This is a genomic window from Halomonas sp. ND22Bw, assembly GCF_003011945.1.
GTDB classification, from domain to species: Bacteria; Pseudomonadota; Gammaproteobacteria; order Pseudomonadales; family Halomonadaceae; genus Halomonas; species Halomonas halophila.
Genome location: NZ_PXWD01000002.1, coordinates 213,707 through 228,228, shown reverse-complemented (window position 1 = coordinate 228,228; position 14,522 = coordinate 213,707). Strand labels below are relative to the sequence as shown.

Sequence of the window (14,522 nt, the reverse complement as noted above, 5' to 3'; positions counted from 1 at the left end):
AGCGTAGTTTGCGTCCGAACGAGCGCCTTGTTAGCACAACCAACGCTTAATAATTGCATTTATGTTTATACCCATACCGAACATATTGGGCTTCAGTTCAAGAAAGTCACTGATGCAGCCATTTCCTTGCGCCTTTTCCTCAAAATTTTCTAGAAAAGAAGTATCTCGATTTTCGGAAAATTCACACAACTCTGAAAAAAACTGATCCAGCGATCCGAAATTCCTTTCTATTTGATCAACAGGAGCCAATAAGAATAGGTCTTTGTCTGTAAGTTCGCTTGGGTGTGCACCAATTAGCAGTATCGACAGCCCCAATGATTCACCTTTTGCAATGAAATCATGGATTATTCTATTGCTTAGAGCTGCCTCTGATAGTTCGTGTGCTAGCTGTCTACTGAGCTTTAATCCATCATGAGCCGAAACTATCGCGCCTCTTTCGCCAAGATGCTTTGCAAGCTTAGAGAAATTGTCTTCTATGACCTCTGAATAGCCCCCAGCCCAGTTGTGTTGGCCGAGGACAAATACATATAGATCGATGCCGGGTATCACAGGCAGGCTTCGTAGTGATGAAATCTTATAGCCCATTTGTATCCTTTATTGGCGCTAACAGGTATTAGATAGCCGGCGCGTTTATCCACTTTAACCCGCCGGCACGCTCATTCGTGTTATACCGCCCGCCAAAAAAAGCCTAACCCACTGACTTTACTTAAAACCAATCATACTTAGGCGTCATAACACCAATCATCGTGCCGGCGGCCTAATACGGGTAGGGCTATCCGCCAGGGCATGGGCTAGCCCTTCTGGGCTCGGAATCCCACGAGTGATCGCAGAAAGACACGCTACCGCCCGGGGATAACATCCTTTCCCTGCGACTCCCTTCGCGTTGTGATTTCCTGTTCCGTTCTATCGGCCACAGCCTAGGCCACTGAAGCCTAGTTAATCTTAGCCAGGTTACGTTTGGCGACAAAAAAGCCTGCCGAAAACGGCAGGCTTTCGTATGACGCGGGTGAAGCGTTGCGGCTAGGCGGCGCTCGTCCGCCCTGCCCTGGCGATCACTCCCACTCGATGGTGGCGGGCGGCTTGCTGCTGACGTCGTAGGTGACGCGGGAGACGCCGGAGAGCTCGTTGATGATGCGGTTGGAGACCTTCTCCAGCAGCTCATACGGCAGGTGGGCCCAGCGGGCGGTCATGAAGTCGATGGTCTCCACGGCGCGCAGGGCGATGACCCACTCGTAGCGGCGGCCGTCGCCGACCACGCCAACCGATTTGACCGGCAGGAAGACGGCGAAGGCCTGGCTGGTCTTGTGGTACCAGCCGGCGTTGTGCAGCTCCTCGATGAAGATGGCGTCGGCCTCGCGCAGGATGTCGGCGTATTCCTTCTTCACCTCGCCGAGGATGCGCACGCCCAGGCCCGGCCCCGGGAAGGGGTGACGGTAGACCATGTCGTAGGGCAGGCCGAGCTCGACGCCGAGCTTGCGCACTTCGTCCTTGAACAACTCGCGCAGCGGCTCGACCAGCTTGAGCTTCATGGTCTCGGGCAGGCCGCCGACGTTGTGGTGCGACTTGATGACGTGGGCCTTGCCGGTCTTGCTGGCGGCGGACTCGATCACGTCCGGGTAGATGGTGCCCTGGGCGAGGAAGTCCACGCCCTCGATCTTGGCGGCCTGCTCGTCGAACACGTCGATGAAGGTGTTGCCGATGATCTTGCGCTTCTCTTCCGGGTCGGCCACGCCCTCGAGCTTGCCGAGGAACAGGTCTTCGGCGTCGGAGCGGATCACGCGCACGCCCATGTGCTGGGAGAAGGTTTCCATCACCTGGTTGCCCTCGTCCTTGCGCAGCAGGCCGTTGTCGACGAACACGCAGGTCAGCTGGTCGCCGATGGCCTTGTGCAGCAGCGCGGCGACCACGGAGGAGTCCACGCCGCCGGAGAGGCCGAGCAGCACGTGGCGGTCGCCGACCTGCTCGCGCACGCGGGCGATCTGGTCCTCGATGATCTGGGCCGGGGTCCAGTTGCGCTCGCTCTGGCAGATATCCAGCACGAAGTGCTCGAGGATGCGCTGGCCCTGCAGGGTGTGGGTCACCTCGGGGTGGAACTGCACGCCGAAGAAGCGCTTCTCTTCCCAGGCCATGGCGGCGATCGGGCAGCTCGGGGTGGAGGCGGTCACGCTGAACTCGGCCGGCACCTGGGCGACCTTGTCACCGTGGCTCATCCACACGTCGAGCAGGCTCTTGCCGGTCTCGGAGTCGATGTGGTCGGAGATGTCCTTGAACAGCGCGGTCTCGACGTCGAGGCGCACCTGGGCGTAGCCGAACTCGCGCTTGTTGGAGCCTTCCACGGCGCCGCCGAGCTGCTCGGCCATGGTCTGCATGCCGTAGCAGATGCCGAGCACCGGCAGGCCCATCTCGAACACGCACTGCGGGGCGCGGGGCGAGCCCAGCTCGGTGACGGACTCCGGGCCGCCGGCGAGGATGATGCCGTTGGGGGCGTACTCGCGGATCTCTTCCTCGGTGATGTCGAAGGCGCGGATCTCGGAGTAGACGCCGATCTCGCGGACTCGGCGGGCGATCAGCTGGGTGTACTGGGAGCCGAAGTCGAGGATCAGGATCTTGTGGGCGTGAATGTCGGTCATCTGGCCATTCCTATACGAGGCGGGCAAAACGGGGAGCAAATTTCGCGGGCCGGAAGCGAAAAGCTGGAAGCCGCCCGGCGGCGCGCTTCCAGCTCATCGTTCTACGGCGTCAGGCTGGCATCAGCCGGCACGATAGTTCGGGGCTTCCTTGGTGATCTGCACGTCGTGGACGTGGGACTCGTTGAAGCCGGCGCCGGTGATCTTCACGAACTCCGGCTTGGTGCGCATCTCCTCGATGCTGGCGCAGCCGGTGTAGCCCATGGAGGCGCGCAGGCCGCCCATCATCTGGTGGACGATGGCACCCATCACGCCCTTGTAGGGCACGCGGCCTTCGATGCCTTCCGGCACCAGCTTCTCGACGCCGGCTTCCTTGTCCTGGAAGTAGCGGTCGCTGGAGCCCTGGGTCTGGGACATGGCGCCCATGGAGCCCATGCCGCGGTAGGCCTTGTAGGTGCGGCCCTGGTAGAGCTCGACCTCGCCCGGGGCTTCCTCGGTGCCGGCCAGCAGGCCGCCCACCATCACCGCGCTGGCACCGGCCGCGATGGCCTTGGCCAGGTCGCCGGAGAAGCGCACGCCGCCGTCGGCGATCAGCGGGATGTCGTAGGGCTTGAGCGCCGCGGCGACGTTGGAGACGGCGGTGATCTGCGGCACGCCGACGCCGGCGACGACGCGGGTGGTGCAGATGGAGCCGGGGCCGATGCCGACCTTGACGCCGTCGGCGCCGGCCTCGGCCAGCGCCTTGGCGGCCTCGGCGGTGGCGATATTGCCGCCGATCACCTGGATCTGCGGGAAGTGCTCCTTGACCCAGGCCACGCGCTCGATCACGCCACGGGAGTGGCCGTGGGCGGTGTCGACGATGATGGCGTCGACGCCGGCTTCGGCCAGGGCGGCGATGCGGTCAGGCGTCTCGGGGCCGGTGCCCACGGCGGCGCCGACCAGCAGGCGCCCGTCCTCGTCCTTGGCGGCGTGCGGGAAGGTGCGGGCCTTCTCGATGTCCTGGAAGGTGACCAGGCCGCGCAGGCGGAACTCGTCGTCCACCACCAGCATCTTCTCGACGCGGTGCTCCTGCATCTTGCCCTTGATGACGTCGAGGCCGGTGCCCTCGGCCACGGTGACCAGCTTCTCGCGCGGGGTCATGATGTCGGAGACGCTGTCGCCGTGGTTCGGCTGGAAGCGCATGTCACGCTCGGTGACGATGCCCACCAGGGTCTCGCCTTCCACCACCGGGAAGCCGGAGAAGCCGTGCTCGCGGGCCATGGCCAGCAGGTCGGCCAGCTTGGCCTTGGCGCCGACGGTGACCGGGTCCTTCACGATCACGCTCTCGTGCTTCTTGACCTTGCGCACCTCGGCGGCCTGCTGGGCGATGGTCATGCTCTTGTGGATGATGCCGATGCCCCCTTCCTGCGCCATCGCGATGGCCAGGCGGGCCTCGGTCACGGTGTCCATGGCGGCGGAGAGGAGCGGGATGTTGAGGTATAGGTCGCGGGTCAGGCGTGTCCGGAGGCTGACGTCCTTGGGCAGGACCTCCGAATAGCCGGGAACGAGTAATACGTCATCGAACGTAAGAGCTTCTTGGGCCATACGTAGCATAGTCGGCAACACCCAGTGCGCTGGTGGGAAGGAGGGAGGTGAAGTTAATCGACCATTATAACGCCTGGCCCCGCCTTACAGCAATCCAGGGGATGTCGCAAACGCCTCAGTCGTCAGGGGTGAACTCGCGCCGCCAGCGGGCCAGGAAGGCATCGCGGCGCTGGGGATCGACGAAGGCCAGCAGCGAGGCGTTGAGCGGGATCGGGTAGAGCCGCTCGCCGACCTGGTCGCGCAGGCGCTGGGCGGTGTAGGGGCCGATCACGTCGGGGCGCACGCTGAACAGCGGCGTTTCGCCGCCCAGCACACGCTGCCCGGCGTGGCTGAGCAGGAAGTCGACGAAGGTCTCGGCGGCGGCGGGATGCGGGGCATCGCGATGAACGAAGGCCATGCGCATCAGCACCAAGGCGTAGTCCTGGGGCACCTGGACGATGACCTCGGGGTGATCCTGGGCCCAGACCATGGCGTAGGAGCCGAGCAGGTTGTAGCCAAGCCAGTAGCGCCCGTCGCTCAGACCCTCGAGCATGGCCCGGGTGCTGTTCTCGAGCTGCGCCTCGACGCCGCCCATGCCGGCCACCAGGTCCCAGAAGCGCGGCGTGTAGCGGGCGTCCTGCTGGAACAGCGTGTAGCCGACGCCACTGCCCAGCGGCGAGTAGCTGGTCACCTTGCCGGTGAGCGACTCGCGCTCGGTGGTCAGCAGGGTGTGCAGGTCGGCGTGGGTCAGCGGCGGCAGCATGCGCCGCGAGAGATCGAGCCGGTAGGCCATGACGATCGGCTCGAAGGTGAAGCCGAACACCTCATCGCGCCACTTGGCCCAATCCGGCCAGTGGCGAACCTCGGCGGAGTCCAGCCGCCGCGCCCGGCCCTCGTTGACCCGCGCCATCTGCCACGGCATCGCCGAGCTGATCACCACGTCCGGCGGCGGATCGGCCGATTCCACCAGATCATCGACCTCCAGCGTCGAGCGATCGCGGAAATCCAGCGCGATCTCGGGATGGGCATCGCGGAAGGCGTCGAGCAGCGGCGTCACCACTTCTCGGTCCAACGCCGCCTCCACCACCAGCGGCGTGGCGGGCTGCGCCGAGGCGGCGCCGGCCAAGCCAAGGCTCAAGATCAGGCTCAAGGCCAGACCCGGTGCCAGCCGCCGCTTCATGACGAGCCTCATGCGCCCTGCTCTCATGCGCTCTCCTCCGTTTTGTCGTCGCCGCAGCGCGGCAGCCGCAGGCGCACGATCAGGCCGTGGGGCGCACGCTCGGCGAGGCTCAGCCGGCCGCCGAGGCGCCGGGCGATGGAATCGACGATGGCGAGCCCCAGCCCGGAGCCGTCTGTGTCCTGGCGCCCGCCGCGCTCGAAGGGCTGCAGCAGCCGCTCGCGAGCCTCGGCCGGCACGCCGGGGCCGTCGTCCTCCACGTAGAGCTCTACCGCCTCGGGCTCACGCGCGAGCCCGAGGGTGATGGTGCTGCCAGGCGGCGTATAGCGCAGGGCGTTGTCGATCAGGTTGCCGAGCAGCTCGCGCAGGACCCAGGCTTCGGCGCGCACCCAGCAGGGGCCGGCCGGCAGCTCGTCGAGCCCCAGGTCGTGATCGCGGGCCGCCTCGCGCCCGGCCCAGTCGAGCAGCGTCTCGCGCAGCAGCGCGGCCAGGTCCAGCGGGGCGACCTCCCCCACCTCGGCCACGTGGCGCAGCCGCGCCAGGCTCAACAGCTGGCCGGCCAGCCGGCTGGTGCGGGCGGCGCCGTCGTGCACCGCGCCGAGGGCCGCGTGCCAGTCGGCGGGCTCGGGGCTCTTCAGCGCCAGCTCGCTTACGCTCTGCAGCCCGGCCAGCGGTGTCTTGAGCTGGTGGCTGGCGTCGGCGGTGAAGCGCAGCAGCGCCTCGCGGCTCTCGCGCTGGCGGGCGAACAGGTGGTCGAGGGTCTGGGCCAGCTCGCGCATCTCCTCGGGCACCCGGGCGTCGAGCGGCCGGGTGTCGTCGGCCTCGCGCAGGCGTAGCTGGCGGCGCAGCCGGCGCATGGGGCCGAGTGCGACGCGCAGCGCCATGGCCATCAGGGCGCCGGCCAGCAGCACCATGGCCACGAAGCGGCTGACGGCGCGCTCGAACAGCTCGTCGGCCAGCGCCACCCGCCCCTCGCGGGTGTGGCCGACCCAGATCTGCACCGGCTCCTGGGAGACCCAGCCGGCCGAATCATACTCGCGTCCGTAGAGCCGCCAGGAGACGCCGTCGAAACCGGTGGTCAGCGCCCAAGGCGCGCGATCGACGCGCTCGCGCCAGCCCGGGGCGATGGCAAGGGGCATGTTGGTCGAGACCGCCTCACCCTCGGCGTCGAGCACGGCGTAGAACACCCGCTCCTGATGGCGGGTGGCCAGAATCTGCAGCGCCGCGGCGGGAATCGTCACCACCGGCTCGCCGTGCTGCCACTGCACGGCCTCGGCGATGGTCAGGGCGGCGGCCTCGAGCTGGCTGTCGAAGGCGCGCTCGGCGGCGCGCCGGCTGCTCCACCAGGCCTCGACCATCAGCAGCGCCCCGAGCCCGGTCACGGTGACCAGCAGCCATACCGCCAGGCGGCGCTTGAGCGAGCCCGCGACCTCGATCACCCGGCGTCGTCCTCCAGCCGGTAGCCCAGCCCGCGGAAGGTGCGGATGCGCAGGCCGCTGTCCTTGAGCCGCTTGCGCAGTCGGCTGACGTAGACCTCAAGCGCATTGGTGCCCACCTCGTCGAAGCCGAACAGTCGCCGTTCCAGGGTCTCCCGCGGGGTGATGCTGCCGGCGTGCAGCAGCAGCCCCTCCAGCAGAAGCAGCTCGCGGCGCGGCAGCTCCAGCGGGGCCTCGTCGAGGCTGGCGCTGCCGGTCTCGGGATCGAAGGCCAACCGGCCAAGGCGCAGGCGATTGTCGCTGCGCTGCTGGCTGCGACGCAGCAGCGCGCGCACCCGGGCCTCCAGCTCGGCCAGCGAGAACGGCTTGGCCAGGTAGTCGTCGGCACCCAGGTCGAGGCCGGAAACGCGGTCGTCGACGGCGTCGCGGGCGGTGAGGATCAGCACCGGCGTGGTGTCGCCGCGGCCGCGCAGCTCGCCCAGCAGCTCGAGGCCGTCGCCGTCGGGCAGGCCGAGGTCGAGCAGGATCAGGTCGAAGCGATCGTGACTGAGCGCGGCCCGTGCCTCGGCGCAGGTGGCGAAGACGTCGATGGTGTTGCCCAGCGGGGCCAGGGCGTGTTCCAGGGAGCGGGCGATCAGCGGATCGTCCTCGATGACCAGCAGGCGCATTCGACCAATGTCTCAGACGGTAACGGGCGGGATGACAGGTTGATGAAAGGTGGCGGGCCTAGCATCGCTCGGGCCATCACAGAGATGGCTCTCGAGGCAGCGCCTCGCGCCGCATAACAAGAGAACAGGAGTTCGCCATGAAGATCAACACGGCCATCCGCCACGCTTCCGGCGTCGCCCTGCTGGGCAGCGCCCTGCTCGCCGGCCAGGCCCAGGCCGCCGACGGCACCGAGTGCATCGCCCCCGCCAAGCCCGGCGGTGGCTACGATCTGACCTGCCGCCTGGCGGCCAACGGCCTGCTGGCCGCCGACCTCATCGACGAACCGATGATGGTGACCTACATGCCCGGCGGCATCGGGGCGGTGGCCTACAACCACGTCAACGGCGTGCGCAGCGATGACGACAACCTGATCGTCGCCGCCAGCACCGGCGCCGCTGTCAACCTGGCGTTGGGCAAGTTCGGTCAGTACGACGCCGGCGAAGTGCGCTGGCTCGGCGCCCTGGGCGTCGACTATGGCGCCATCGTGGTCAATGCCGATGCCCCCTGGCAGACCCTCGACGAGCTGATGGCCGACCTGCAGGAGAATCCGAGCTCGGTGGCCTTCGGCGCCGGCGGCACCGTGGGTAGCCAGGACTGGATGAAAGCCGCGCTGACCGCCAAGGCCGGCGACGTCGACCCGCGCGAGCTGCGCTACGTGGCGTTCGAGGGCGGCGGCGAGGCGCTGGCCGCACTGCTGGGCGACCACATCCAGGTGTTCACCGGCGACCTGTCCGAGCTGCAGTCCCAGCTCGAGAGCGGCAAGGTGCGCGTGCTGGCCTCGCTCTCCGAGGAGCGCATGGGCGGCCCCTACGCCGACATCCCCACCGCCGCCGAGCAGGGCTACGACGTCGAGTGGCCGATCTGGCGCGGCTACTACATGGGCCCGGACGTCAGCGACGAGGCCTACCAGGCCTGGATCGAGCGCTTCGAGGAGCTGGCCGACAACCCCGGCTTCGCCGAGATGCGCGAGGAGCGCGGCCTGTTCCCGATGGCTCGCTTCGGTGACAACTTCGACGCCTACGTGAAGGACCAGGTCGCCGACTTCCAGTCACTGGCCGAAGAAGTGGGTCTGAAATGAGAATCGCCGCCGACCGACTGCTGGGCCTCGCCCTGATCGGTCTGGCGGCGTTCATCGCCGTCCAGTCCCTTCAGCTGCAGGTTCCCTTCAGCTACGAGCCCGTGGGGCCGAAAGCCTTCCCGCTGGGACTGGCGGCCCTGCTCGCCGTCCTGTCGCTGGTGCTGATCTTCAAGCCCGGCGAAGACGGCGAGTGGCCGAATCCTGCCCTGGCGCTGCGGCTGCTGGGCGTGCTCGGCCTGCTGCTGGTCTACGCCCTGCTGTTCACCCGCCTGGGCTTCATTCCCGCCTCCTTCCTGGTGGTGGCGACCCTGGCCCGGCTGTTCGATGCCAGCTGGACCAAGGCCCTCGTGACCGGCCTGCTGATGGCCGCGGGCAGCTACTTCCTGTTCACCGAGGGGCTCGGCATCGGCCTGCCCGACGGCACCTGGCTGGCCGACATCCTCTAACGGAGCTGCGAGATGTTCGATTTCCTGATCGAGGGGTTCGGCGTCGCGCTGAGCCCCCTGAACCTTGGGCTGGCCTTCCTCGGCGCCCTGCTGGGCACCCTGTTCGGCGCGCTGCCGGGCATCGGCCCGATCAACGGCATCGCCATCCTGATGCCGCTGGCCTACACCCTGGGCCTGCCCGCCGAGTCGGCGCTGATCCTGCTGGCCGGCATCTATACCGGCGCCGAGTACGGCGGCCGCATGTCCAGCATCCTGCTCAACGTGCCCGGCGACGCCGGCGCGGTGATGACCACCCTGGACGGCCATCCGCTGGCTAAGCAGGGCATGGCCGGACCGGCGCTGGGCCTGTCGGCGGTGAGCTCCTTCGTCGGCGCCACCATCGCCATCATCGGCCTGACGCTGTTCGCCCCGCTGCTGGCCGAAGTGGCGGTGATGTTCGGCCCGGCCGAGTTCTTCGCGCTGATGATCTTCGCCTTCTCGTCGATGGCGGTGATGATGGGCAAGGATCCGGTCAAGACCGCCATCGGCGCGGTGCTGGGCGTGCTGATCGCCACCGTGGGCGTCGACGGCGGCACCGGCGTGATGCGCTTCACCTTCGGCATGCCGGAGCTCTATGACGGCGTCGACTTCGTGGTGATGATCATCGGCCTGTTCGCCATCAGCGAGATCCTGCTGATGCTCGAGCACGCCCACCGCCGCGACGCCGACGACGAGATGCCGCCGCTGGGCCGGGTCTTCGTCAGCCTCAAGGAAGTACTCCACTGCAAGGGCGCCATGGGCCGCTCGGGCCTGCTCGGCTTCATCATCGGCGTGCTGCCGGGCACCGGCGCCTCGGTGGCGGGCGCGGTGTCCTACACCACCGAGAAGCGCCTCTCTGACAAGGACGGCACCTTCGGCAAGGGCGACATGCGCGGCCTGGCGGCCCCGGAGGCGGCCAACAACGCCTCGGCGGCGGGTTCCTTCGTGCCGATGCTGACGCTGGGCATCCCCGGCTCCGGCACCACCGCCGTGCTGCTCGGCGCGCTGATGCTCTACAACATCACCCCGGGCCCGATGATGTTCACCGAACGCCCCGAGGTGGCCGGCGGCCTGATCGCCTCGCTGTACATCGGCAACATCGTGCTGCTGGCGCTGAACCTGCCGCTGGCCGGGGTGTTCGCCCGGGTGCTGACCATCCCGCGCTGGGTGCTGGTGCCGGCCATCGCCATCCTGGCCTTCGTCGGCGTCTACCAGCTGCACTCCGACCTGACCGCCATCTACCTGATGCTGATCATCGGCGTGTTCGGCTACCTGCTGCGCAAGCTCGGCTTCTCGCTGGCGCCGGTGATCCTCGGCTACGTGCTGGGCGGGCTGATGGAGCAGAACCTGCGCCGGGCGCTGTCGATCAGCGGCGGCGACGTGGGTATCCTGTGGCAGTCCGGCATCTCGCTGGGGCTGTGGATCGCCGCGGCCGCACTGCTGGTGCTGCCCTGGCTGGTGCCGAAGCTGCTCGCCGGCCGCAGCCGCCGGCACGCCGGCTGATCCTCGACTCGGGCCCGCTCAAGCGGGCCCGATGCGTTTGACACGGAGACCCCTCGACTTGCCTTCCGCCCTGCCCCCTGCCCTTGCCGCCCTGCTGCGCTTCCTGCCCACCCTGCTCCTCGGCATCGCCGGCGGCGCGCTGGCCTTCGCCGTCAACCTGCCGCTGCCGTGGCTGCTGGGCGCCATGATCGCCACCACCGTGGCGAGCCTCTCAGGCGTGCGGCTGCGCTCGCCGGGCCGCGGGCGCAAGGGCGTGCTGGTGGTGATCGGGGTGATGCTGGGCTCGGCCTTCACGCCGCAGCTGTCCGGCGACCTGGGCCTGTGGAGCCTGAGCCTGGCGGTGATGCTGGTGGCCACGGCGGCGATGATGGCCTTCTCGGTGTGGTTCTCGCAGCGCGTGGCCGGCCACACGCGGGAGACCTCGCTGTACGCCGGCGTGCCGGGCGGGGTCTCCACGGTCACGGTGATGGCCATGGCCTCCGGCGCCGACCTGCGGGTGGTGGGCATGACCCACGCGGTACGCATCCTGGTGCTGCTGGTGGCGATTCCCCCGGTGCTGCAGGCGATCGGCCACGTCGACCTGGCCGGCGCCACGCCGGACCTCTCGCAGTGGCTGTGGCTGCCCGGCCTCGCGGATGCGGCCTGGCTGACGGCGGCAGGCCTCGGCGGGCTCGCCCTCGGGCGCCTGCTGCGCCTGCCCAACGCGCTGCTGTTCGGACCGGCGCTGGTGTCGGCGGCGCTGCATCTCTCCGGCGTCACCCACGCCGCGGTGCCGCCGACGCTGCTGGCCCTGGCCCAGGTGCTGATCGGCGTGTCGGTGGGCGTGCGCTTCGCCGGCACCTCGCTGGCCCGGGTCGGCCACGCCCTGGTGATGGCCGTCGGCCAGGCGCTGGTGCTGCTGGCGATCGCCGTGCTGGCCGCCTGGGCCGGCCACCTGCTGACCGGTGTTTCCCCCGCCGCCGCGCTGCTCGCCTACATGCCCGGCGGCGCCCCGGAGCTGAGCCTGGTGGCGCTGACGCTGGGCATCGACCCGGCCTTCGTCACCACTCACCACCTGCTGCGCATCAGCGTGCTGGTGCTGATCCTGCCGGCGCTCCTCAAGCGCCTGGCGCCGCCTGGCGCCTAGCGGCGACTCTCGGGCATCCGCTACAGTACGGGGCGCCGGCACTCTGCCACCGACTCTCCCAACCCAGGATGCCCATGCCCCCTAACGACGACACCGCCCTCTCGGTCACCGAACTCAACCGACGCGCCCGCCAGGCGCTGGAGCAGGACGTCGGTGACGTCTGGGTCGAGGGCGAGCTGTCCGGCGTCTCGCGGCCGTCGTCGGGCCACGTCTATTTCACCCTCAAGGACGAGCGCGCCCAGCTGCGCTGCGCGCTGTTCCGCACCCGCGCGCGTTTCGTCGCCGCGCCGATGCGTGACGGCGACCGCGTCAAGGTGCGCGGCCGGGTGTCGCTGTTCGAGCCGCGGGGCGACTACCAGCTGATCGCCGAGGCGGTACAGGCGGCGGGTGAAGGCGAGCTGCTGGCGGCCTATGAGCGGCTCAAGGCCAAGCTCGACGCCGAGGGGGTGTTCGCCAATGGCCGCACCCTGCCCTATCCGCCGCGCCACCTGCTGGTGCTCTCCTCGCCCACCGGCGCGGCGATCCGCGACGTGCTGGCGGTGCTGGCGGCGCGCTGGCCGCTGGCCCAGGTGACGCTGATCCCGGTGCCGGTACAGGGCCGCGAGGCGGCGCCGGCGATGATCGCCGCGCTGGGCCTGCTCAACCGCCAGTCGGCGCTGGACCCGGCGCGCGATGCCATCCTGCTCACCCGCGGCGGCGGCAGCCTGGAAGACCTGTGGGCCTTCAACGACGAGCACCTGGCCCGGGCGATCTTCCATTCGCGGCTGCCGGTGATGTCGGCGGTGGGCCACGAGGTAGACGTGACGCTGGCCGACTTCGCCGCCGACCGCCGCGCGCCCACACCCTCGGCCGCGGCGGAGCAGCTGGTGCCGGACCGCCGAGAGCTGCTGCAGCGCCTGACGGCCCTGGAGCATCGGCTGAGCCGCGCCCAGCGCGCCCGGCTCGACGTCGAGGCCCAGCGGCTCGATCACCTGGGCGCGCGGCTCCGCCATCCCGGCGAGGTGCTGGCCTTCCGGCGCCGCCAGCTGGAGCAGCTGGAGGGGCGACTGCGGCGGGCCATTCGGGCGCGGCTGGAGACCGCCCGTCGCCACGAGGCGGACCTCGAGCGTCGCCTGGCGCTGCGCTCCCCGGAGCGGCGCCTCGAGCAGGAGACCCGGCGCCTGACGCTGGCCCGCCAGCGCCTGCACCAGGCCATGCCCCGCACGCTGGCCCATCAGCGCGAGCGGCTGGCCGCCGTCGCCCGCGAGCTGCAGGCGGTCAGCCCGCTGGCGGTGCTGGGCCGCGGCTATGCCATCCTCGAGAACGACGAAGGCCGGGTGATCCGCCATGCGACGGATACCCGGCCCGGGGAGCGCCTGACGGCGCGGCTCGGCGAGGGCCGGCTGGCCCTGGAAGTGCTGCCCGGCGAAGACGCCGACTGACGCTCCCGCCTCAGGACGCCTCGCTGTGGGCGGTGCCCGGCTTGAAGGTCGAGGGCTCCAGCTCGTGGCGCGCCAGCAGCTTGTAGAAGTCGGTGCGGTTGCGCCCGGCGATGCGTGCGGCCTGGGTCACGTTGCCCTCGGTGATCTTCAGCACCTTGATCAGGTAGCTGCGCTCGAAGCCGGCGCGGGCGTCGCTGAAGGTCGGCAGCGCGTTCTCCTCGGCCGCCAGCGCCTGGGCCACCAGCGCCTCGGGGATCATCGGCGCGCTGGTCAGGGCCACGCACTGCTCGACCACGTTGACCAGCTGGCGCACGTTGCCCGGCCAGGCGCAGCCCGCCAGCAGGTTGAGCGCCTCGCGCGAGAAGCCCTTCACGAACGGCTTGTGACGCTCGGCGGCCTGGGCCACCAGGTGCTTGGCCAGCAGCGGCACGTCCTCGGCGCGCTCCTTGAGCGGCGGCAGCTTGAGGTTGACCACGTTGAGGCGATAGAAGAGGTCCTCGCGGAACTCGCCGTCGTGCATCGCCTGGCCCAGGTCGCGATGGGTGGCCGAGATCAGCCGCACGTCGATCGGCACCGAGGTGGTGGAGCCCAGCGGGCGGATCTGGCGCTCCTGCAGGGCCCGCAGCAGCTTGACCTGCAGCGGCAGCGGCATGTCGCCGATCTCGTCGAGGAACAGGGTGCCGCCGTCGGCCGCCTGGAACAGGCCCTTGTGCTCGCTGATCGCCCCGGTGAAGGCGCCCTTGGCGTGGCCGAACAGCTCGCTCTCCAGCAGCTGCTCGGGCAGCGCGCCACAGTTGATGGCGACGAACGGCTTGTCGGCGCGCGGGCTGGCCTTGTGGATCGCTTCGGCCATCAGCTCCTTGCCCGAGCCGGAGGGGCCGGTGACCAGCACGCTGACGTCGGAGGTGGCCACCATCCGCGCCTGCTCGAGGAGACGCTCCATCTCCGGGCTGCGGGTGATGATCGCCTCGCGCCAGCGGTCGTCGCCGTCGTTGCCGCCGGCGGCGCTGGTCTGGCTCAGGGCCTCGTCGATGGTGGTGAACAGCTCCTCGCGGTCCACCGGCTTGGTCAGAAAGCCGAACACGCCCTGACGGGTGGCGCTCACGGCGTCGGGAATCGAGCCGTGGGCGGTGAGGATGATCACCGGCAGGCCCGGCAGGCGGCGCTGGATCTCCTGGAACAGCGCCAGGCCGTCCATCTCGTCCATGCGCATGTCGGACAGCACCAGGTCCGGATTGCCGGCATCCAGGTGCTTGAGGGCCGCGCGTCCGCTCTCGGCGGTGGTCACCCGATAGCCACGGCTTTCCAGGCGCATGCCCAGCAGCTTGAGCAGGCTGGGGTCGTCGTCCACCAGGAGGATGTTGGCCCCCTGATTCGGGGCTTGAGGGCTTCCGCTTGGCATCATGTTCGTATCTCCCG

General features: G+C 68.9%; 12 protein-coding genes. 5 read left to right on the top strand and 7 right to left on the bottom strand.

Features of this window, described 5'->3' with window-relative positions:
- Positions 1-30: 30 nt before the first annotated feature.
- From CVH10_RS25250 to CVH10_RS03880, 6 genes are all read right to left on the bottom strand, one after another.
- On the bottom strand, positions 31-585 hold the full coding sequence (locus CVH10_RS25250; RefSeq protein WP_146142907.1) for a hypothetical protein: 555 nt from the start codon (positions 583-585) through the stop codon (positions 31-33).
- Positions 586-1,052: 467 nt separating this feature from the next.
- The gene (gene guaA, locus CVH10_RS03900; RefSeq protein ID WP_106487868.1) at positions 1,053-2,630 is read right to left on the bottom strand and encodes a glutamine-hydrolyzing GMP synthase; all 1,578 of its coding nucleotides are present in this window, start codon (positions 2,628-2,630) and stop codon (positions 1,053-1,055) included.
- Between the two features lie 120 nt (positions 2,631-2,750).
- Entirely contained in the window at positions 2,751-4,220 is a 1,470-nt protein-coding gene (gene guaB, locus CVH10_RS03895) for an IMP dehydrogenase (protein WP_035598376.1), read from the bottom strand.
- A gap of 106 nt (positions 4,221-4,326) precedes the next feature.
- Positions 4,327-5,382, bottom strand: coding sequence for an ABC transporter substrate-binding protein (locus CVH10_RS03890; protein ID WP_235207478.1), 1,056 nt, complete (start codon positions 5,380-5,382; stop codon positions 4,327-4,329).
- 11 nt (positions 5,383-5,393) lie between these two features.
- The gene (locus tag CVH10_RS03885; RefSeq protein ID WP_035598370.1) at positions 5,394-6,806 is read right to left on the bottom strand and encodes a sensor histidine kinase; all 1,413 of its coding nucleotides are present in this window, start codon (positions 6,804-6,806) and stop codon (positions 5,394-5,396) included.
- On the bottom strand, positions 6,803-7,471 hold the full coding sequence (locus CVH10_RS03880) for a response regulator (RefSeq protein WP_106487867.1): 669 nt from the start codon (positions 7,469-7,471) through the stop codon (positions 6,803-6,805). The genes CVH10_RS03885 and CVH10_RS03880 overlap by 4 nt, the downstream gene beginning before the upstream one ends.
- Positions 7,472-7,608: 137 nt before the next feature.
- Between CVH10_RS03880 and CVH10_RS03875 the strand changes: the two genes are divergently transcribed.
- The 5 genes from CVH10_RS03875 (at position 7,609) to xseA (ending at position 13,103) form a co-directional block, all read left to right on the top strand.
- Positions 7,609-8,589, top strand: a complete 981-nt coding sequence (locus tag CVH10_RS03875; protein WP_106487866.1) for a tripartite tricarboxylate transporter substrate binding protein — start codon at positions 7,609-7,611, stop codon at positions 8,587-8,589.
- Positions 8,586-9,035, top strand: a complete 450-nt coding sequence (locus CVH10_RS03870) for a tripartite tricarboxylate transporter TctB family protein (protein ID WP_035598361.1) — start codon at positions 8,586-8,588, stop codon at positions 9,033-9,035. Before CVH10_RS03875 ends, CVH10_RS03870 begins: the two co-directional genes overlap by 4 nt.
- 12 nt (positions 9,036-9,047) lie before the next feature.
- Positions 9,048-10,556 carry a tripartite tricarboxylate transporter permease gene (locus tag CVH10_RS03865; RefSeq protein ID WP_035598359.1) on the top strand — a complete coding sequence of 503 codons (1,509 nt, stop codon included), beginning with the start codon at positions 9,048-9,050 and terminating at the stop codon, positions 10,554-10,556.
- A gap of 58 nt (positions 10,557-10,614) precedes the next feature.
- Positions 10,615-11,682: an AbrB family transcriptional regulator gene (locus CVH10_RS03860; RefSeq protein ID WP_369335718.1), complete on the top strand. Its 1,068-nt coding sequence runs from the start codon at positions 10,615-10,617 to the stop codon at positions 11,680-11,682.
- A gap of 74 nt (positions 11,683-11,756) precedes the next feature.
- Positions 11,757-13,103, top strand: a complete 1,347-nt coding sequence (xseA, locus tag CVH10_RS03855) for an exodeoxyribonuclease VII large subunit (RefSeq protein ID WP_106487865.1) — start codon at positions 11,757-11,759, stop codon at positions 13,101-13,103.
- Between the two features lie 10 nt (positions 13,104-13,113).
- On the opposite strand, the gene glrR is transcribed toward xseA, so the two are convergent.
- Entirely contained in the window at positions 13,114-14,508 is a 1,395-nt protein-coding gene (gene glrR, locus CVH10_RS03850; RefSeq protein ID WP_052052560.1) for a two-component system response regulator GlrR, read from the bottom strand.
- Positions 14,509-14,522 lie beyond the last annotated feature (14 nt).

Excerpts from the sequence above, each read along its gene's own strand:
- CVH10_RS03890 (WP_235207478.1), bottom strand. The coding sequence starts at position 5,382 with ATGAGGCTCGTCATGAAGCGGCGGCTGGCACCGGGTCTGGCCTTGAGC.
- glrR (WP_052052560.1), bottom strand. The coding sequence starts at position 14,508 with ATGATGCCAAGCGGAAGCCCTCAAGCCCCGAATCAGGGGGCCAACATC.
- CVH10_RS03875 (WP_106487866.1), top strand. The coding sequence starts at position 7,609 with ATGAAGATCAACACGGCCATCCGCCACGCTTCCGGCGTCGCCCTGCTG.
- guaA (WP_106487868.1), bottom strand. The coding sequence starts at position 2,630 with ATGACCGACATTCACGCCCACAAGATCCTGATCCTCGACTTCGGCTCC.
- CVH10_RS25250 (WP_146142907.1), bottom strand. The coding sequence starts at position 585 with ATGGGCTATAAGATTTCATCACTACGAAGCCTGCCTGTGATACCCGGC.
- guaB (WP_035598376.1), bottom strand. The coding sequence starts at position 4,220 with ATGCTACGTATGGCCCAAGAAGCTCTTACGTTCGATGACGTATTACTC.
- xseA (WP_106487865.1), top strand. The coding sequence starts at position 11,757 with ATGCCCCCTAACGACGACACCGCCCTCTCGGTCACCGAACTCAACCGA.
- CVH10_RS03880 (WP_106487867.1), bottom strand. The coding sequence starts at position 7,471 with ATGCGCCTGCTGGTCATCGAGGACGATCCGCTGATCGCCCGCTCCCTG.
- CVH10_RS03865 (WP_035598359.1), top strand. The coding sequence starts at position 9,048 with ATGTTCGATTTCCTGATCGAGGGGTTCGGCGTCGCGCTGAGCCCCCTG.
- CVH10_RS03870 (WP_035598361.1), top strand. The coding sequence starts at position 8,586 with ATGAGAATCGCCGCCGACCGACTGCTGGGCCTCGCCCTGATCGGTCTG.